A 19160-nucleotide genomic window follows, 5' to 3' on the forward strand; every position below is an offset into this window, starting at 1 on the left:
TACCAGATCGAAGGCACCATGAGCTCGAGATACGAACTGCCCACCCTGGACGACCTGGTCCGCCTCGCCGAGCCGCACGATGCGGCGATCACGGTGTACGCGCCGACCTCCCCTGCAGCGAACGATCGGGACGTCGCATTCACCGCGGTCAAGAGCGCCGTCGACACCTCGATCCGCGCGTTGCGTGCACACGGCTTGCGTCACGCTGTCGAGAAGGCCCTTCGTGCCCAATGGGACGCGATTGCCGCCGATGGCGAGCTGTGGGGGAACCTCGCCGCGTCGCTCGCGGTATTCATCAGCCCTGACAGCCACCACGTCTACGCCCTGCCGAACCAGCTGGAGAGCCAGCAGCAGGTCTCGACCTACTTCGACCTGGGACAGCTCGTGCGCTCGGTCGCGACCGACCAGCATGCCTACGCGCTGCAGCTGTCCGCCAACGCCTGGCAGCTCTGGGAGGCCACGGCGACCACACGCGCGACCGAGCTGACCCCCACCGGCAGCTACCCCACCGATGCCGCCGACGCCACGCACCGGGACGAGATCCGGGGACGTCAGCACGAGGGCAGGCTGGTGGGTGACGAGGGCAAGAAGACGCTGCTGGACACCTACGCCACGCGCGTGGCGGAAGCAGTCGGGGCTGAGCTCGGCGACAGGAACCCGACGAGTCCGTTGTTCGTGTTCGCCAGCGAGACGCTTCAGGCGATGTTCAGCTCAGCCTACGGCTCACGGCGTCAGGTGGTAGCGATCCATGGGGCCGCCGACGATCTGCGACCGCATCAGATCGACGAAGCCATGCGTCAACGCCTGCCGCAGCTCAGCGCGCAACGCGTGGACGCCCAGCTGGAGCGCATGGGCAACGACGTACCGCGGGGTCTGGTGCGCACCGACGTCGCCGAGATCGCTCGCGCGACCGCCATGGGCGCCGTGGACGCGCTCGTGTACGAGTTCACGGTCGACATCCTCGGCACCTACGACGACGTGACCGGCGAGGTCACGCTCGCTTCCGACGAACCCGGCTACGACCTGCTGTCGCGCATCGCGATCGGCGTTCACCAGCGCGGTGGCGACGTGATCCCTGTGCGCGACTCCGAGGTTTCAGGAGGCGTCTGGAACGGCACGGCCGTCGCCCACCTCCGCTACCCGATCTGAGGCCCTACCGCGTCAGCCCGAACCGCCGACCGGTCAGGCTGGTGACCTCGAACGCGACGGCGTCGCTCATGTGCAGGCCGAGGTTGAGATAGGTCGCGGCTTCCCGCTCGGCCGGGGACCTACGTCCCTGCGGAGGTCACCGGCACCTGGATGAGGATGTCCCCGGTCGGCGACGGCGAGCCGCCCGTCGGCTCGATCGTGAGCGCGACGACGTCGGCCGCCAGGACATCCCCGGTGAGCAGTACGGTCGCCGCACCGTCACCGCTGCGGAACACGCCCGCGTCGGCGGGCGCGTCACCGGCGATCGTCCACGCCTGGAACACCTCGCTGTTGCCGAGTGCGGGCAGGTCCTGCAGGAGCACGACGGCGGAGCCCACCTCGTCGGACATCAGTACCGTCCCGCGCATGCCTCCGACTCCGTCGGCGGCGTAGACGCGGAGGTCGGAGGCCGAGAGCAGCGCCTCCAGCTGGACTCGGCTCTCCTGCTCGACGACGGCGATCTCACGTGCGTGATCAGCGCCAGCCGGGCGGAGCACACCCCAGGCGACACCCGCGAGCGCCAGCACGCAGGCGGCCGCAGCGAGCACCCGCCACCGGTCGCGGCTCGGCGTGCGCCTGCGCCGCCGCGCGAGCTCGTCGACGCCACTGGCGGCCGCCGGCTCGGGAGCGGCCTGCTCCGGCAACGGGGGCAGCGGACGCACCTGCGAGATCGCTGCGAGCACGGAGTCGCGGAGCTCGGGGGGCGGCTGCACGGAGCTCACAGCGGGTAGCCGGACCACGGCGTCGCGCAGCGAGCGCACGTCGTCGCGGCAGTCCGCGCACACCGCAAGGTGGCGCTCGAAGGCCACCAGCTCCTCGGGCTCCAGTGCGTCGAGCACGTACGCGCCGGTGAGTGCGTGCACCGACTCCTCGTCCACGGTCACTGCCGTTCACCTCCTTCGAAGAAATCTCGCAGTCTGATCAGCCCGTCACGCAGGCGCGTCTTGGCCGTGCCGAGCGGCACGTCGAGCAGTCCCGCCACCTCGGTGTGCGTGTAACCGCCGAAATAGGCGAGCTCGATCGCCTCGCGCTGAATCGTGGTCAGGCCGGAGAGCGCCCTCCGCACGCGTTCGGCGTCAAGTCGCTCCACCACGGTCTCCCCCACGTCCTCGACCTGCTGCGGCTCCCGCACCGCGTAGCGCTGTTCCCGCTCGATCCCCGACTGCGCGCTCCGGACCCGGTCGACGGCGCGGCGGTGCGCCAGGGTGAGCATCCACCCGAGCGGACTGCCTCGGTCCGGGTCGAACCTCGCCGCGTTCTGCCAGATCTGCAGGTAGCAGTCCTGCGTGACCTCCGCGGCCTGGGCTGGGTCCCGGACGACGCGGATCACCAGCCCGTACACGCGGGCCGACGTCGCGTCGTACAGCTCCCCGAACGCCGCCTCGTCCCCGCGCGCGCTCCGGCGCAGCAAGGACCCCAGCGCGGCGGCTGGGTCCTGCTCGGTGCCGCTGCCGGCGCCGGAGGGCTCTCGCTCCCCCGGCGCCGGCGCGAGTCGGCGGGCCATCAGGTCCTCTCGGTCAGAGTCTGCTCAGCCCAGGAAACCACTGATCACTCGCTGGGCGGCATCAGCACGCCGTCGATGATGTAGACGGTCGCGTTCGCGGTCTGGATGTTCCCGCACACGACCTGGGCGCCGTCGGCCCCGACGGTGAAGTCCTCGCCCGAGCCCTCGACCGTGAGATCGTCACCCTGCAGCGTGGCGAAGGTTCCCGCGAGGTCCTCCGGAGCAAGTCGCTCCGGCACCACGTGGTAGGTCAGGACGGTCGTGAGCAGGCCCTCCGGGTCGTCCTGCACCGCCTCGACCGTCTCGGCAGGCAACGCCTCGAAGGCTGCGTTGGCCGGCGCGAACACGGTGATGTTCTCCGCCGCGTTGAGGGTGTCGCCCAGGTTCGCGAGACCCACGAGCTCCACGAGCGTGGACAGCTCCTCGTTGTTGCCTGCAGCCGTTGCCACGGGGTCTTGTGCCATGCCGTCGAAACTGCCCGCGCCGACGGCGGGGACTCTCGAGCAGGCGGGTCCGAACGGATCGCTCGCCGCCGCGTCGCAGCCCATGTCGTCGGCGGTCGTCTCCTCCTCGGTGGCCTCGGGCTCCGGGGTCTCCTCGTCGGAGTCGGCGGGGGCGGTGGGGCCGTCGGCGGTGCCGCCGCCGGCGCCTGCGGTCAGGGCGAGCGCCGCCGCCAGAGTGAGCGCTGGGACGATGGGGCGAATCTTCACGATGACTTCTCCTCGGTGTCACGGTGACCGGATGGTCCGTACGTGAGGGGATTCGGAGCCCTTGCGGGTCCGGATTGGTCAGCCTTCGACCATGAACGCGATCGAGTGCCAGCCCCGCGCGCCGTCGGGGAACGGCTCGGTTCGCTCCTCGGGCTGGGTCTCGCCGGTGCCGTCGGTGCTGCGGACCTGCACGTCGTGCCGGCCGGCACCCGTGCTGTTCCAGCGGTGGCTCCAGGCGCGCCACAGGTCCGGTCCGGCATCCGCCGCCAGCTCGGCCTCCTGCCAGTCACCGCCGTCGATGCTGACCTCCACCCTCTCGATGCCCCGGTGCTGCGCCCATGCCATCCCGGCGATCGTCACCTCGCCGGCGGGAACGCTGGCCAAGGCCGACGGCACGTCGATCCGGGTCTGCGTGAGCACCGGTGCCTCGGTCGCCCAGCCCCGTTCGGTCCAATAGGCGACGTCCTCCTCGTAGGTCGACACCCGTAGGCCGGTGAGCCACTTCGCGGCCGAGACGAAGCCGAACAGGCCGGGCACCACCAGCCGAGCAGGAAAGCCACGCTCGAGCGGAAGCTGTTCTCCGTTGATCCCGACCACGAGCAGTGCGTCGCGGCCGTCGCGCACCGTCTCGAGCGGGATGCTGCAGCTGAACCCGTCGGCTCCCTCGGCGAACAGCTGCTCGGCCCCGGGCTGTACGCCGACCTCGTCGAGCAGGTCGGCGAGAGGGATGCCCAGCCAGCGGCCGGTACTCACGTACGGCCCGCCGATCGGGTTCGAGACGCAGCTGAGCGTGATCCACCGTTCCACCAGCGGTCGCTCCAGCAGGTCGGCGTAGCTGAGCGTCAGCGGCCTTTCGACCATGCCCTCGATCGGCAGCGACCATGTGGAGGCGTCCAGCCGAGGCGTGGTCAGCGCGATGTCCACGCGGTAGAAGTCCGGTAGTGGCGTGACGAACGGGGTCACGCCGTCGAGATCGATCTGCACATCGTCCGGCAGCGGCTGGGCGGGATCGGCGGGCTGCGGCAGCTGCTGATCGCGGCCGACCGCCGCATCCGAGGTTCGCAGCTGCGACACGAGCGTGCCGCCCCCGACTCCGACGGCTGCGAGCAACGCAGGTCCGCCGAGCAGCACGCCACGGCGCCGAGGGCGCAGCCGGCCGGCGCGCACGTGCGGTCCATCCAGTGGCGTGGCCGGCGAGCGCCCCGACCCGCTCTCGACCCCAGCCGCACTCCTCGGCGCGGGTGCGGCCGCACGCAACAGCACCACCAACAACGCCACAGCGACCTCCGCGGCCACCACAGCCGGCAGCCATGCCACGATCTCCGGGCTTCGCGCTGCGGCTGCCGCACCGGCGATCCCGCCCAGGGCGAGCAAGCCCACGATGCCGACCCACCGCCGTCGGGACGCCACGATGCCGAGAACCGCGGTCACCAGAACCAGCACGGCGGCGATGCCGCCCAGCAGGATGGGCTTGTCCGCGGTGCCGAACGAGCGCACCGCCCACTCCTTCACCGGCGTGGGTGCCGCATCGATCGCGACCGAACCGACCGCCAGCAGCGGAGAGGCCGCCGGCACGGTGACCGCGGCGACGAGGTGGGCGACCCCGAGTCCGGCCGCGGTGCTCAGGACCCCGAGCGCAGCCGCCAGCCATCGGGGCGGGAGCGCAGCAGGATCAGGTCTCACACCCCCTGATTCGGAGCAGCGGCTCCCCTGGATGGGTCAGCGCCATGGACTAGCGCCGTGGCGCCGGTCCGGGCGGCCTCCCCGATCGCGCACAGCAGCGCCGTGGTGCGTGCACCCTCATGCGCGTCGACCGCCGGGAGACTGCCCTCGCGGATCGCGGCTGCCACGTCGGACCAGAACGCCCGGTGTCCCGCGAGGCCGATCGCCCCGGGGTCCGCGCCTCCGCCCGGCACGGCGCTGCCGGCCTGCGGCGGCGCCCCGGGCAGCTGCCACTGCGTGATCACACCCTGCGTCATCTCGAGCATGCCGCGATCGGTGTAGATCGCGAGCGTGGCGTCGTGGCCGGGCGGGGTGGCGGTCGAGGTCGCCAGCATCCCGAAGGCACCCGAGCGGAAAGCCAATGTGGCCACGGTGGTGTCCTCCGCCGTTCGCGCCCCGACCTGCGTTCCCGCCTGCGCCGTGACGGTCGCGACCGGTCCGCACAGCCACTGCACCAGATCGATCAGATGCACGCCCTGGTTGAGAAGCGAGCCACCGCCCGAGGCGGCCTCCCCACGCCACGGCGCGGCCTCGAAGTAGGCCTCGTCGCGATGCCATGGCATCTGGGCGACGACGAGACGCACCTGGCCGAGCCCACCGCCGTCGAGCATCGCCTTGAGAGCCGTGACCACCGGCTCGAAGCGGCGCTGCGTGACCACGGCGACGACGCAGCGGCCCGCGTCCTGGAGCCGCACGAGCTCGTCGGCCTCGTCCGTGGTCAGTGCCATCGGCTTCTCGACCACGACGTGACGCCCCGCTCGCGCGACCGCGAGCGCGGCCGGGCCGTGCAGGTGGGAGGGGCTGCAGATCGCCACCACATCCACATCCGGGCGCTCGACCAGCTCCCGATGCTGGACCTGTCGAGCCTGCGGCCACCCGGCGTCGGCGCCGCTGCTCGGCGTGCCGCCGCTGTAGGCGTCGAGCACCACACCGGGGACCTCCCGCAGGGCGCGGGCGTGCTTGCTCCCGATGCCGCCGATGCCCACGATTCCCACCGTCAGCGGCGAGGCCGCAGACTGATCCGACACCGATGCGTCCACGGAGGCAACGTATCGGACCTCACCCGCGACGACGGCGCTGCCGGCCACCGCGCGCACTGCGCCCCCACCACGACCAGCGCGGAAGCACCGTTCGCTGCGGACGTTCAGCGCATTCCCAGGATGGTGCCGCACACTGCACTATCGCCCCAGCTGAGGAGCCCCATGTTGAACGGCATCTTTGGTCGTCAGAAGTCCGAACCCGTGGCCGAGGTGCCACCCGAGCTCGCTGAGGCGTTGGTGCGAGCGGACGAGAGCGTGCGGCGCGGCACCGACGAGCTCGGTTACGCCACCGCCGAGTTCGGCGAGGTCGCCGTCCGCGAGCTCGCGGACGCACTCCGGCAGGCGCAGACGCACCTGCAGGAGGCCTTCCGGCTCAACGCGCTGCTGCTCGACGACCAGCCAGAGACACCTGCCCAGCGCCAGCAGCTCGAGGCCGGTGCCCTGGCAGCGGCGCGCGAGGCGGAGCAGGTGGTCCGTGGACCCGCGTCCGCACTGGCCGCGCAGCGAGCAGCGCTCCGCGATGCCCCGGCCACGATCGCGCGGCTGCGTGCCGAGGCCGATGACGTCGCCGGTCGGGTCGAGGATGCCCGGGCGGCGATCGCCGCGCTCGCCGCGAGGTACAGCGACGAGGCGGTCCTCCCGGTGGCCGACAACGCCGAGCAGGCGCAGGCGTTGCTCACGTTCGCCGACCGCTCGCTGCACCTCGCCGAGCGCCGCCACGAGTCGGGCCGGGGCGACGAGGCCACCAAGGCCCTCCAGGTCGCCTCCGACAGCGTCCGTCGGGCGGAGGCGCTGCTGGACGCCGTCACCGATCACGAGGTCGAGTCCGTTCACGCGGAGTCCACGCTCGCGGCGGTGCTCGCAGACTCACGTACCGATGTCGCCGAGGCGCGGCAGCTCCTCGCGGCGGCGGACGATCCCGATGTCGCTGCCGCAGCCGCAGCACTGGAGCAGGCACTGGCCGCCGCGGGCCAGCCGGAGGCGGCCGGCGACCCGTTCACCAGCCTCAGCCGTGTGCGCGCCGCCAATACCGCGCTGGAACAGCTCGTCCAGGACCGCCGACGCCGGCCCGAGCGTGAGCGTGAGCGTGAGCACCTGCTGGCTGCGCTCGCCGACGCCGACCGTCAGGTCGCACTCGCTCGCACCCTGATCGCGGACCACCCCGGGCAGATCGGCTCACAGGCACGCACCCGACTCGCACAGGCTGAGCGCCTGCTCGATGGCGTCACTGACCTCGACGACCCGGCGGCGGCCCTGGCCCAGGTGAGGCAGGCGGCCGACCTCGCCGCAGGTGCCGCCGACCGTGCTCGCGCCGACCTGACCGCAGGCGTGAGTCACCGTCAGGACGCACCCCCGTGGGCGCCTGACCCTGGGCGCGGTGGCGCCGGCAGCGTGCTCGGCGGTGTACTGGGCGGAATGGTGCTCGGCGGGATCCTCGACGGTCTCGACGACATCGACCTGGACTTCGACTAGCGCGTGTCGTCCATCCCTAACCTGCTACGCGAGTCTCGGCACACGGGTGCGGGAGAGATCTGAAGAGACTCGGGCCGTGTGACCTCACCATGGTTCGCGGGCCACGCATGAGTCCGCTCACCCAGAGCGCTGCTCTCTCGGGCGGATCGGTCGGTAGCGGCGATCGGAGACCACACGCGGGGTGGGTCGCCGGGTCCACCCAGGGTCGGACTCGGCCACTCAGCCGTAGGTCCGGAGGTTGATGTCCACACGCCGAGCCTGGCGCAGGCTCGTGCGCATGGCCACACACCATCTGCGCCCGCTGATCACTGCCGGCACGATGCTCGCTCTCCTCACAGGCTGTGGGCTCGGCGAGGCCCTCAACGACGGCGACACGAAGGAGCGTCACGCCGATACGGGCGCCGAGGGCAAGGAGAGCGGTCTGCTGGCCGACTGGATACCGGACGACGCCAGCGACGTGTCGGTGATGCAGCGCACCACGGGATCCGAACGACTGCTCACGTTCACCTTCGAGGGCGACCTGCCACCCGAGTGCGTAGCCATCGCGACACCAGGCGAGCCCACCGATGACGAACTCGAGGCTAGCTACGCCACCGACCCACGCACCGCCGACACCCCGCTGTCACGATGGAGCAGGACACCGACTCTCGAGGCCGACTGGTGGCCGGAAGGACAGCTCGCCGAGACCACGCACCTGTGCGGTCGATGGTGGGTCAGCAATGACGAAGACACCGTCTACGGGTTCGGGGCAGAAGAGAGCGGCGGCTGACCCGACGCGCCCTGCACCGGCCACTCGCGGTGAGCCACCGCTAGCCTGCTGCCACCATGCTCGTCACCGTTGTCCTGGTCGCTCTCGCCGGCGCCATCGCAGCCCGACGAGTGCCGTGGGTCCGGCTGCGGATGCCGCCACCGACGTCGACCACGCTGATGGCGCTCGCGGCGGCCGTCGCCACGTTCTCGTTCGCCGACGCCTCGCCGGGTGCCGGCCGAGCGGCGATCGCCGGTGGCGTCACGCTGGCGGTAGGCGCGTGCGCGATCGCGATCGCCGGCTGGTTCGCCCATCTGGTCCTGGCGCCCGCCCGCCAGCGCAACTTCCTCGCCCAGGTGGAGTCCCTCAGCGATCGGATCGTCGCGCGAGCGGACGCGGTGACCTGGCGTGTGGGCCGATGGAACGTCGTCGCCGTCGTGGTCCGCTCGGTGCTGCGCGCCGCTCACGTACGCGTGACCGGACTCGCCGCCGAGATGAGCTACTACGCACTGATCTCGCTGGTGCCGATCGCCACGGCGCTCGGGTCGAGTCTCGGCTTTCTGCGCAAGGTGCTGGGCGACGAGCAGGTCGAGGCGATCCGCACCTCGATCGTCGACGGCCTCACCTCGATCTTCGCCGAGCAGGTGGCCAGCGACATCCTCGCTCCGCTGGTCGACGGCCTGCTCGACGAAGGGCGCACCTCGGTCGCGATCGGCGCGCTGCTGATCACGTTGTACCTCGCGAGCCGGGTGTTCCGTGCCGCGGTACGTGCGCTCGATGACGCCTACCGCGTCACGGCCCGCCGGAACGTGGTGGCGCAGTACCTGCTGGGGTTCGTGTTCACGATCGGTGCCGTCCTCACGTTGGTGACGATCGCCTTGCTCGTGGTGATCGGGCCGCTGCTGGGCGGCGGCGATGCGCTCGCCGAGCAGTTTGGCCTCGGCGAGGCCTTCCAGGTGGCTTGGGACGTGCTGCGCTGGCCCGTGGCCTGCGTGTTGGCGCTGCTGTTCCTCGTGTTCCTGTACCGCTATGCACCGAACGCGGACCATCACTGGCGCACGTGCGTGCCCGGTGCCGTGGTCGGGTTCCTCGGGCTCCTCCTGGTCTCGACGGGGTTCGCCCTGTACGTCCGGGCGTTCGCACCCACGACGATCGCCCCCGACGCCGCGAACGCGGCCGTGGTGCAGGCCGCGGCGCAGATGCTCAGCCTGGTGCTCGCTGGCGTGCTGTGGCTGTGGCTCGCCAGCATCGCCGTGCTTCTGGGTGGCATCGTCAACGCCGAGATCGATGCCGAGCGGGAGGCGGCCGCGACCGGGCGAGATCCGAATCCGATTCCCACTTGACAGATATCTGATAACTCATGTGTACTGTGTCTCAGACGAACGGGAGTCACAACGATGCGCGCACCCCTCTCCAGGCAGGCCGATCTGAGCCTGCGGCAGTACATCCTCGACCAGGGCCTCGGACCCGGCGACGCCCTCCCCTCCGAGGGTGAGCTCGCCACTCGCCTCGAGATGGGCAAGACCTCGATCCGCGAGGGGATCCGCCGGTTGGAGACCCTCGGGATCGTCGAGGTCCGCCACGGGCGTGGCTTGTTCGTCGGCAGGTTCTCGTTCGCGCCGCTGATCGAGCAGCTCCCCTACTCGCTCGCGATGGACAGCGTGCCGTTCCGCGACCTGCTGCAGGTCCGGCGCGCCCTCGAGGAAGGTCTCGTGGTCCAGGCGGCGGCAAGGCTCACCGAGGCGGACCTCAGCACGCTCGACGACCTGGTCGAGCAGATGCGGGCAGGTTCGCAGGACGGCCGGGTCCCACCCGACGTGGACCGCGCGTTCCACCTTGCGCTCTTCGCCCCGCTGGGGAACCGCTTCGTCAGCGAGCTGCAGGAAGTCTTCTGGGACATCTTCCATCGCGCCGTCGAGCATGTCCCAGCACGCCCCGGTCTGCACACCGCCGACGACCACGCCAACATCGTGACGGCGATCCGCACCGGTGACGCGCTGCAGATGACGCGAGCGATCGCCGATCACTTCGCCGACATCGAGGCCGTCGTCGAGGACCTCGTCGTCGGCGGTGCCCAGGGAGCCGACCGAACCTCGGCCTAACCCGCGCCCTACCCACCCGCCTGGTCGGACCGACCTGGCTCGATCCGCCCTGCCCACCCGAAGGAATCTCCATGCCCCTGTCCGGCATCATGCCCGCCCTCGTCACGTCGTACGACGCCGACGGCGAGATCGACCTCGATCGCAATCGCACCCTGGTCGACGCTCTCGTCGGTGCAGGCGTCGACGGCCTGTTCATCTCGGGCTCGACCGGTGAGGCGCTGCTGCACACCCTCGACGAACGACGCCGTCTCATGACGGCGTGCGTCGACGAGGTCGGCGGCCGTGCCACGGTCATCGCGCACGTGGGCCAGATCGATGTCGCCACGACCCTCGACCTGACCCGGTTCGCCGTTGCCGAGGGCGTGGACGCGGTCTCCGCCGTGACGCCGATCTACTACTACCTCGACGAAGCGGCACACGCGGCCTACTACCGCCAGATCGCCGACGTCCTGGGCGGCAGCGTGCCGTTGGTGGCGTACCACATCCCGTCCCGCACCGGCGTGCAGCTCGGCCCTGGCTTCTTCCTCGACCTCGCCCACGAGGGCGTCATCCAGGGCCTGAAGTACACCTCGACTGACCTCTACCCGCTGACCGAGGTGCGCCGCGACGCCCCAGAGGGCTTCGCGATCTTCAACGGTTCTGACGAGGTGCTGCTCGGTGGGCTCGCGCTCGGCGCGGACGGCGGGATCGGGTCGACCTACAACGCGCTCCCCCGGCTCTACTCCGAGCTTGCCGCAGCCGCCTCGGGCGGCGACCTCGCCACCGCGCGCACGCTGCAGTCCCTCGCCAACCGGTTCATCGAGGAGATGAACGGCTACAACTTCATCGCGTTCCTACGTGCCGTGCTCGAGCGTCAAGGCTTCTCGATGGGCGCCAGCCGCGCTCCGCTGCCGTCGCTCGACGACTCCCAGCGCGCCGCCATCAACGGCTTCTTCGACGCCCAGCCCCAGCTGTCCGAGTACCTGATCTCGGCCTGACCACCCCGTTTCCCAAAGGAGAGGAACACTTTCATGTCCCGCATGACTCGACGTCGCGCCCTCGGGGCCGGCGCCGCCGTGCTCGCCGGAGCGCTCGCGCTCACGGCCTGCACGCCCAGCGAAGACACACCCGACAGCACCCCCTCGACGAACGCCGAGGGCAACCCCACCGGAACCCTCGAGATCGTCTGGCCCGGCACCTCCGATCCGGAGACGCGGATGGCCGAGGACTTCGCTGACGCGATGGCCGAGCAGGGCATCACGATCGAGTACAACTTCCTGTCGTGGGCCGACATCGGCCAGCAGCTCGCCGTCCGGATCCAGGCCGGCGACCCGCCGGACCTGACCATGACCCAGGACGTCGTCGACCTCGTCCGCATGGACGGACTTCTCCCGCTCGACGACGTCTTCGATGCGACGTGGACCGAGGACGACTTCCGCCCGGGTTCGCTCGACTTCTCGCGCGTGGACGGTTCGCTCTACTCGATCCCCTACGCGGCACAGGCCTTCGACCTCGTGATCAACGAGACGTTGCTGACCGAGGCCGGCTACGCCGTCGAGGACCTCCGCACCTGGGACGACGTGATCGCCGCGGCCGAGGCCATGACGGGCGACGGCACCTACGGCTTCGGCTACCCGCTGCAGAACCCGCGCTTCGCCTTCCGCGGCGCGCTGACCGCCGCGTACGCAAACGGACTGTGGCCGGGCGACTCCTCGCCCGAGGCGGCGGACCGGTGGGTCGAGGTGCTCGAGCACGTCCAGCAGCTGAACGAGCTGTCCCCGCCCGCCGCCGCGGCGTGGTCGTACCCGGAGATGTTCCAGTCCTACGCCAACGGCGAGGTCGGCATGATTCCGGCCGGCACTTTCTTCAGCGCGAACGTCTACGAGCTCAACCCCGAGATCATCGCCAGCTCCCGACAGATCGCCTACCCGGCCGGCCCCTCGGGCGAACAGCTCGCCCCGGTCTCCAACGCCGGCTTCGCGATCTTCAAGGACTCGCCGAACATCGAGCTCGCGGAGTACGTGCTGCAGCAGCTGGTCTCACCCGAGTGGAGCAGCAGGCTGACGACGGCCGTCAACACCCCGGCACTGTCCGAGGTGGCGCCCGAGGACCTCGCCGGTGCGGCCGCCGATATCTACCCGGACGCGGCCGAGGGGCATGTCCAGCAGATGATCGACCAGGCCACGCTGATCGACGAGGCCGGTGTGCCGCTGCAGCCGATCGTCGGCCAGGCGACCATCGAGACCGAGTTCCAGGCGATCCTGCTCGAGTTCCTGGACGGCAGCTTGTCGGCCGCCGACGCCCAGCAGCAGATCGCAGCGGCGATCGAGGACGCCCAGTAACCACCCCACCACATCGGGGCGGTCGATCGCGCAGACGCGGTCGACCGCCCCGAACGGAGGCCCCCATGACCACCCTGACCGCGCCCGCGCGGCGGCCACGCTCGTTCCGGCGCTGGTACAGCGACAAGGGCTACTGGCTGGCACTGATGGCGCCCGTGCTGATCTTCTTGCTCGCGGCGCAGTTCTACCCGTTGCTGGAGACGATCCGGATCGGCTTCACGAACGAGACCGCGACGGCACCCGGCGAGACCGAGTGGGTCGGGTTCGACAACTACAGCCAGCTGCTGCGCGAGGACCCGCGGTTCTGGCAGATCTTCCGGAACAGCATCTTCTGGGTCCTCGGTTCCGTGGTGCTGCAGCTGGTGCTCGGGACGCTCGCAGCGCTGGTGCTCAACCTCTCGTTGCGGTTGCGCGCCCTCTGGCGTGGGCTGCTCATGGTGCCGTGGGTGACCCCGGTGGTCGTGGTCGCGATCATCTGGCGCTGGCTGTTCCAGGGTGGCGAGTCCGGGCTGATCAACCACTACCTCGGCCGCGTCGGGATCATCGACGATCCGATCGTCTTCCTCGCCTCCGACGTCTGGGTCTGGCCGGTGCTGCTGCTGGCCTCGACCTGGAAAGGGCTGCCGTTCGCTGCGCTGCTGATACTGGCGGCGCTGCAGTCGCTGCCGAAGGAGGTCCAGGAATCCGCCGCGATGGATGGTGCCAACGCCATCCAGCGGTTCTGGCACGTCACGCTGCCGCACCTGCAGCCGACGCTGTTCGTCACCGGTATGACCTCGCTGGTCACCACCTGGTTCAAGTTCGAGATCATCTGGGCACTCACCAACGGCGGCCCGGGCTTCGCCACGAGCATCCTGCCCACCTACGTCTACACGTTCGCGTTCCAGCGCTTCCAGTTCGGCACGGCCGGCTCGGTCGCCACCATCGCGATGGTGATCGTGCTCGTGCTGGCCGCGATCGTGGCGTTGCTGTTCGGCGAGCGCCGTCAGAAGGGAGCCTCCCGATGAACCGCCGCGGTCCCTGGCCGGTGATCGGTCGCTACGTCGCGCTGCTGGCGCTGATGATCTTCCTGCTCGTGCCCGCGCTGTGGCTGCTGTACTCCTCGCTGCGCCCGAACAACGTGATCTTCGGCCCCCCGGTCCTCGACTTCAGCAACCTGACGTTGGACAACTTCCGCTGGGCGATGTCCGAGCGTGGCCTCGGCATGGGGCAGCTGCTGAGCAACAGCTTCATGATCTGCCTCATGACGGTGGCGCTGACCACGGTCTTCGCCTGCCTCGCCGGCTACGGCCTCGTGCGGTACCGCGGCGCAGGCGCGAAGATCGCGATCGTGGGCCTGCTCATCGCGCAGATGATCCAGGGACCCATGATCATGGTGCCCTGGTACAAGATCGCCTCGGCCCTGGACCTGCTCAACACGCGTGAAGTGCTGGTGCTGATCTACCAGACGCTGACGCTCCCCGCCGCCGTGTGGCTAATGGCGAGCTTCTTCCGCGCGATCCCGGTCGAGCTCGAGGAAGCCGCCTCGATCGACGGCGCGAGCAGGTTCCGCACGATGCGATCGGTCATCCTGCCGCTCGCGCTTCCGGGTGTGGCCGCAGTGGCGCTGTACGCGTTCATCCTCGCGTGGAACGACTACCAGTACGCACTGATCCTCACGAGCTCCAAGTTCTCGAAGACCGTGCAGATCGGTATCGCCCAGGTGATGGACTCGATGGGGTCGACCAACTGGGGAGGAATCATGGCCGGTGGAGTTCTCGCGATCATTCCTGCGGTCATCATGTTCGCGCTCGTCCAGAAGACCCTGGTGCAGGGTCTCTCCGCCGGCGCGGTCAAGGGATGACGCAGCTCGACGGGCTCGTGGCCCTCGTCACCGGTGGTGCCCGCGGGCTGGGCTGGGCTGCGGCGAACGCACTCGCACGCGCAGGTGCCGAGGTGATCCTCAGCTCTCGGAGTGCCGCTGTCGTCGACGAAGCAGTGCAACGGCTCAGGGAGACCGGCGCCGCTGCGCATGGCGTGGTGCTCGACGTCACGGTGCCGGAGTCGATCGAGGCTGCGGTCGCCGACGCCGTGCGGCTCGGTGGCGGTCGACTCGACGTGCTGGTCAACAACGCCGGCGGAGGCTCGGGCCAGAGCCCGGCCTGGCTCCCTGACCGCGCCGTCTCCGACATCGAGGAGTCCCTGCGGGTCAACCTGCTCGGCCCCATCCTCGTCTGTCGTGAGGCCGCGCCGATCATGATGGCGCAGCGGTCCGGGTCGATCATCTCGATCGCCTCGGTCGCGGGCCATGTCGGTCGAGACCGACGGATCTACGACGCGAACGGGATGCTGGGGCAGCCGATCGACTACGCGGCCGCCAAGGCCGGGATCAGCGGGATGACTCGCGACCTGGCCGCCATGCTCGGTCCCTACGGCGTGCGAGCGAACGCGATATCGCCGGGCGGCTTCGCCGCCGAGGGCCATCCCACGGGCTTCGTATCCGATTACGCGCGGCTGACAGCCCTCGGTCGAATGGGGCATGACGGCGGAGGCTCAGGCTCCGATCTCGACGGCGCGATCGTGTTCTTGGCGGGGTCTGCCTCGGCCTACGTGACGGGTCAGGACATCGTTGTCGACGGAGGATTCACGCTCACGCGATAGCCGAGCTCGTTAACCTGAACCGGATCGCCGCCCAGGGAGAGAAGACTCGTGCGCATCACCCGCCGATCACTACTCGTCAGCATGCCCGCCGCCGGGCTGGTGGCCGCCGTCGGAGGCTCGGTCGCCCTGCCGGCCGCTGCCGACGCGCCGGCCGGCACCGCCGATGTCGAGCCGTTGCTGGCCAACGCGACCACGCTGCTGGCGGGCACCGCCGAGATCAATCGGCTGCCCGCCGTGGCGGCGAAGGTTGAGACGATCACCGCGAATGCGCGAGCTCGGCTCGACCTGCTCGATGCTGCGAGCGGCGACCAAGTCTTCGCCGACCTGGAGCTCGGCGACGACGAAGCCGCCCTCGCCCGTGCCTTCACCTACGTGGCCGAGATCGCGCTCGCGACGGCGACGCCGACGTCGCCGCTGTTTGAAGTCCGGGAGGTCCAGGACCGCGCCCTCGCCACCCTCGACCGCCTGCAGTCCGAGTACTACCACGACGTCGAGTCCGGCTACTACGGCAACTGGTTCCAGTGGGAGATCGGGATCCCGACCCAGGTCACCCGGACCCTCGTCCTCACGCGCGCCGTTGCCGACCCCGAGCTGGTGCAGCGGTGCGTGGGCGCGATGGACGCGTTCCTGCTCAACGGCGAGAACGGCGACGTCGACCTCGACTCGCGCTTCCACACCGGCGCCAACCTCGCCGACATCACCGGCAACCGGGTGCTCCAGGGCGCGCTGACCGCAGACGACGCGCGCATCACGAAGGCATTGGCCGATCAGAGCACGGTGTTCGCGACCGTGGATCCCTACCGCCTGCAGCACGGCGTCACCGACGGCTACTACGCCGACGGGTCCTTCATCCAGCATCATTCCGTGGCCTACACCGGCTCCTATGGCCGCGCGCTGCTCACGCGCGTGGTGCAGACGCTCGACGTGCTGCGAGGCACGGCATGGGCCGACGACGGCACCTTGGTGGGCACCGTCCTCACCTGGGTGCAGGCCGGGTTCGCACCGTTGGTGGCACAAGGCTGGATGATGGAGGCGGTCAAGGGGCGCGCCGTCTCGCGCACTGCCACCGGGTACACCGACATCGCCGCCGTGGCCGAGGCCGTGGTGGACCTGACCGAGCACGCGAGCGACGTCGACTGGTTGCGGCCGTACGCCAAGCATCTGCTCGTGGCTTCGGCGACCGAGCCCGCACGGATGGTCTCGCCACTCAGCGTTGCGCTCGCGACCGCGATCCTCGACGACGACGCCCTGGTGGGCGCGGACGCCGTGGCGGAGACCTCGCACCACCACTTCGCCGCGATGGAGCGCAGCGTGCACCGCCGGCCCGGGTGGACCTTTGCCCTCTCCCGCTCCTCGGAGCGGATCAGCAAGTACGAGTACATGAGCGCCGAGAACCTCCGCAGCTGGTTCCAGGGCGAGGGTGCGCACCAGCTCTACCTCACGGGTCAGGACCACGCGAGCGCGCACGGGCTCGACGGGCTGGTGCTGCAGCCCGCGCACGGACTCCCCGGCGTCATCGCACCTGACGAGGAACGGCAGACCGTGCCCGAGCTGTACGGCCAGGCCTGGTACGACAACCCGGACCACCCGCTGGAGTTCACGTCCTCGTCCGAGTCGCAGAACACCTACGTCTACTTCCCCACCGGCACTCACCCGCACTCGGGCGGCGCGGCAATGGAGGCTCTCGGCAGCGCCGCGATGGTGCTCTCGGACGACGTCGCGCACCGCGACTCCCAGCGCGGTCTGCTGCCTGAGGACCTCCGCACCTGGGCGAGTGCCCGCGCCGTGCGGAGCTGGTTCTTCCTCGACGACGGCGTGGTGCTGCTCGCGGCCGGCGTCACCGATCCGCAGGACCGGGACGTACTGGTCACGCTCGATCGCCGCCGGAGCGGCGCGGCTACGGTGATCGGCGAGCGCGAGGACGGCCGCGCCTGGTCCGGGGCCGGGGAAGCTCGGCTGCGGTGGCTGCTCCAGCGCGACGGCGACCACAGCATCGGGTACCGGCTGCTGGAATCCTCGACGGTCCGCGTGAGCCTGGACCAGGTGAGCGCGAGCCGCCGCAGCCTCCGGACGAGCAACCCCGACACGCTGGTGGAGGGCGAGGTGTTCTCGCTGACCGCCCGGCACGGCGCGGGTGATCGCCGCGGCTCGTTCGCATGGTCGATCCACCCCGGCGCGGACGAAGCATCGCTGTCCTCGCGCCCCGCCGTGCGCGTGCTCGAGAACTCCACATCCGTGCAGGCCGTGACCGACCGGCGCACCGACCTGCTGGCGATCAACACGTTCACACAGGGCTGGCACCGGGTCCGGAACGTCGCCGTGGAGGGCGCCGCCAGCGTTCTGCTCCGCACCACGCGGCATGGCCTCGACGTGGCCGTGGCGGACCCGACCACGCAGCGGTCCCAGGTGCGGCTGCGGCTGCCGCGTCGTTACCGCGTCGAGAACGGCGAGCGGTGCCGGGAGGGTCGGCACGGCCACGGCTCCGAGCTCACGGTCGATGTGCACCAGTTGTACGGCCGTTCGGCCGTGATCAACCTTCGACGGCGCTGAGGAAGGATCTCAGGTCACCTTCGCGCCCGGGCTCAGTCCGGCGGTGCACCGGAGGTCTCCCCCGTGGCCAGCTCCACGGGCAGCAGGGTGCGTGGCGGGACCTGCTCGCCGCGCAGCAGTGCCGAGACGAGCTCGCCGGCCCGCCGCCCGCGCTCGTGCAGCGGTTGCCGCACGGTGGTCAGCGAGCGGCCCAGCCAGGGCATGTCGACGCCGTCGAACCCGGTGACGGTGACATCGCCCGGGACTGTGAGGTCCAACGCCTCCGCGGCCTGGATCGCGCCGGCCGCGAGCATGTCGTTCTGGGCGAGCAGCGCCGTAGGCCGGTCCTCGAGCTCGAGCATCCGGCGGGATGCAGCCGCACCGGCCGCCGCGTCGCGCCCTCCTGCCTCGACCCTGATGGCGTCCGGGAACACCGCCTGCACGGCCTCCAGCCGCCCGCGGATCGTGCGGTTGTCGATCTCACTCAGGCGCGCCCCGATCGACTCCACCGGCCCTGGTCCGCCGCCGCGGCCCAGGCGCGTGGTGCGCATGACGACCCCCACCCGCCGGTGCCCCAGGGAGGCGACGTGCCTGGCCATCTCGGCCATCCCGCCGTCGTCATCGATCTCTACGAGCGTGACTCCCTCGGCGTGGGGGCCCTCGATCCCCACGATCGGGACGCCACGTGCGCGCACGAGTGGGAGCAGGTGGTCGAACTCCTCGCCGCGGGTGGCGAACACGACCGCATCGACCGGCAGCATCCGCAACGGGTCGGGACGCTCGGGGGCGGGCTCGGCACGCCCGGGCAGCAGCAGCTGACCGAAACCCCCGCTGTCGAGGACATCGGACAGACCGTCCATCGTGGCCACCGCGACCGGGTTCTGGAATGCCTGCCGCACGCGCTCGGCGATGACGATCCCGATGATCCCGCTCCGACCGCTGCGGAGCGAGGACGCGACCGGGTCCGGGCCCTGGTAGCCGAGTCCCTCGGCCGCGGCGAGGATTCGCTCACGGGTCTCCGGCAGCACCCGATCCGACCGGCGATAGACGAGGGACGCCGTCGAGGTGGACACACCGGCCGCCGCCGCGACGTCAGCGATCGTCGCGCGGCCCTGGCGACCTCGACCTGCCATGTGCCACCCCTTCCTCGGCGTCACACTAGCGCCCGCCGTAACGATGCGAT

Annotated in this window: 17 protein-coding genes; 11 read left to right on the plus strand and 6 right to left on the minus strand. The window is 70.5% G+C overall.

Annotated elements, in window-relative coordinates:
• The first annotated feature begins 18 nt into the window (after positions 1-18).
• On the plus strand, positions 19-1149 hold the full coding sequence (locus tag ACOJSN_RS14970; protein ID WP_420113289.1) for a hypothetical protein: 1131 nt from the start codon (positions 19-21) through the stop codon (positions 1147-1149).
• 119 nt (positions 1150-1268) lie between these two features.
• On the opposite strand, the gene ACOJSN_RS14975 is transcribed toward ACOJSN_RS14970, so the two are convergent.
• The 5 genes from ACOJSN_RS14975 to ACOJSN_RS14995 all read right to left on the minus strand — a co-directional run bounded on the left by ACOJSN_RS14975 (position 1269) and on the right by ACOJSN_RS14995 (position 6164).
• Positions 1269-2072 (minus strand): anti-sigma factor, encoded by an 804-nt coding sequence (locus tag ACOJSN_RS14975; RefSeq protein WP_420113290.1) that lies wholly within the window; start codon positions 2070-2072, stop codon positions 1269-1271.
• Positions 2069-2692, minus strand: a complete 624-nt coding sequence (gene sigK / locus ACOJSN_RS14980; protein ID WP_420113291.1) for an ECF RNA polymerase sigma factor SigK — start codon at positions 2690-2692, stop codon at positions 2069-2071. The genes ACOJSN_RS14975 and sigK overlap by 4 nt, the downstream gene beginning before the upstream one ends.
• A 44-nt stretch (positions 2693-2736) precedes the next feature.
• Positions 2737-3402 (minus strand): fasciclin domain-containing protein, encoded by a 666-nt coding sequence (locus ACOJSN_RS14985; RefSeq protein ID WP_420113292.1) that lies wholly within the window; start codon positions 3400-3402, stop codon positions 2737-2739.
• Positions 3403-3480: 78 nt separating this feature from the next.
• Complete coding sequence (locus ACOJSN_RS14990) at positions 3481-5085, minus strand: molybdopterin-dependent oxidoreductase (RefSeq protein WP_420113293.1); 1605 nt, start codon at positions 5083-5085, stop codon at positions 3481-3483.
• On the minus strand, positions 5082-6164 hold the full coding sequence (locus ACOJSN_RS14995; protein ID WP_420113294.1) for a Gfo/Idh/MocA family protein: 1083 nt from the start codon (positions 6162-6164) through the stop codon (positions 5082-5084). The genes ACOJSN_RS14990 and ACOJSN_RS14995 overlap by 4 nt, the downstream gene beginning before the upstream one ends.
• A 162-nt stretch (positions 6165-6326) precedes the next feature.
• On the opposite strand from ACOJSN_RS14995, the gene ACOJSN_RS15000 reads away from it, so the two are divergent.
• The 10 genes from ACOJSN_RS15000 to ACOJSN_RS15045 all read left to right on the plus strand — a co-directional run bounded on the left by ACOJSN_RS15000 (position 6327) and on the right by ACOJSN_RS15045 (position 17998).
• The gene (locus tag ACOJSN_RS15000; RefSeq protein WP_420113295.1) at positions 6327-7637 is read left to right on the plus strand and encodes a hypothetical protein; all 1311 of its coding nucleotides are present in this window, start codon (positions 6327-6329) and stop codon (positions 7635-7637) included.
• Positions 7638-7914: 277 nt separating this feature from the next.
• Positions 7915-8406 carry a hypothetical protein gene (locus ACOJSN_RS15005; RefSeq protein ID WP_420113296.1) on the plus strand — a complete coding sequence of 164 codons (492 nt, stop codon included), beginning with the start codon at positions 7915-7917 and terminating at the stop codon, positions 8404-8406.
• A 56-nt stretch (positions 8407-8462) separates the two neighbouring features.
• Positions 8463-9728, plus strand: coding sequence for a YihY/virulence factor BrkB family protein (locus ACOJSN_RS15010; protein ID WP_420113297.1), 1266 nt, complete (start codon positions 8463-8465; stop codon positions 9726-9728).
• Positions 9729-9782: 54 nt separating this feature from the next.
• On the plus strand, positions 9783-10487 hold the full coding sequence (locus ACOJSN_RS15015) for a FadR/GntR family transcriptional regulator (protein WP_420113298.1): 705 nt from the start codon (positions 9783-9785) through the stop codon (positions 10485-10487).
• 71 nt (positions 10488-10558) lie between these two features.
• Positions 10559-11464, plus strand: coding sequence for a dihydrodipicolinate synthase family protein (locus tag ACOJSN_RS15020; protein ID WP_420113299.1), 906 nt, complete (start codon positions 10559-10561; stop codon positions 11462-11464).
• A 42-nt stretch (positions 11465-11506) separates the two neighbouring features.
• The gene (locus ACOJSN_RS15025; protein ID WP_420113300.1) at positions 11507-12808 is read left to right on the plus strand and encodes an ABC transporter substrate-binding protein; all 1302 of its coding nucleotides are present in this window, start codon (positions 11507-11509) and stop codon (positions 12806-12808) included.
• 65 nt (positions 12809-12873) lie between these two features.
• The gene (locus ACOJSN_RS15030; RefSeq protein WP_420113301.1) at positions 12874-13815 is read left to right on the plus strand and encodes a carbohydrate ABC transporter permease; all 942 of its coding nucleotides are present in this window, start codon (positions 12874-12876) and stop codon (positions 13813-13815) included.
• A complete protein-coding gene (locus ACOJSN_RS15035) occupies positions 13812-14651 on the plus strand; it encodes a carbohydrate ABC transporter permease (RefSeq protein ID WP_420113302.1) in 840 nt (279 codons plus the stop codon). Before ACOJSN_RS15030 ends, ACOJSN_RS15035 begins: the two co-directional genes overlap by 4 nt.
• Complete coding sequence (locus tag ACOJSN_RS15040) at positions 14648-15448, plus strand: SDR family NAD(P)-dependent oxidoreductase (RefSeq protein ID WP_420113303.1); 801 nt, start codon at positions 14648-14650, stop codon at positions 15446-15448. The genes ACOJSN_RS15035 and ACOJSN_RS15040 overlap by 4 nt, the downstream gene beginning before the upstream one ends.
• Before the next feature lie 48 nt (positions 15449-15496).
• Positions 15497-17998, plus strand: a complete 2502-nt coding sequence (locus tag ACOJSN_RS15045; RefSeq protein ID WP_420113304.1) for a polysaccharide lyase family 8 super-sandwich domain-containing protein — start codon at positions 15497-15499, stop codon at positions 17996-17998.
• Positions 17999-18030: 32 nt separating this feature from the next.
• On the opposite strand, the gene ACOJSN_RS15050 is transcribed toward ACOJSN_RS15045, so the two are convergent.
• Positions 18031-19110, minus strand: coding sequence for a substrate-binding domain-containing protein (locus ACOJSN_RS15050; RefSeq protein ID WP_420113305.1), 1080 nt, complete (start codon positions 19108-19110; stop codon positions 18031-18033).
• Positions 19111-19160: the final 50 nt, after the last annotated feature.

The organism is Pseudactinotalea sp., from assembly GCF_048594945.1.
Lineage (GTDB): Bacteria > Actinomycetota > Actinomycetes > Actinomycetales > Beutenbergiaceae > Pseudactinotalea.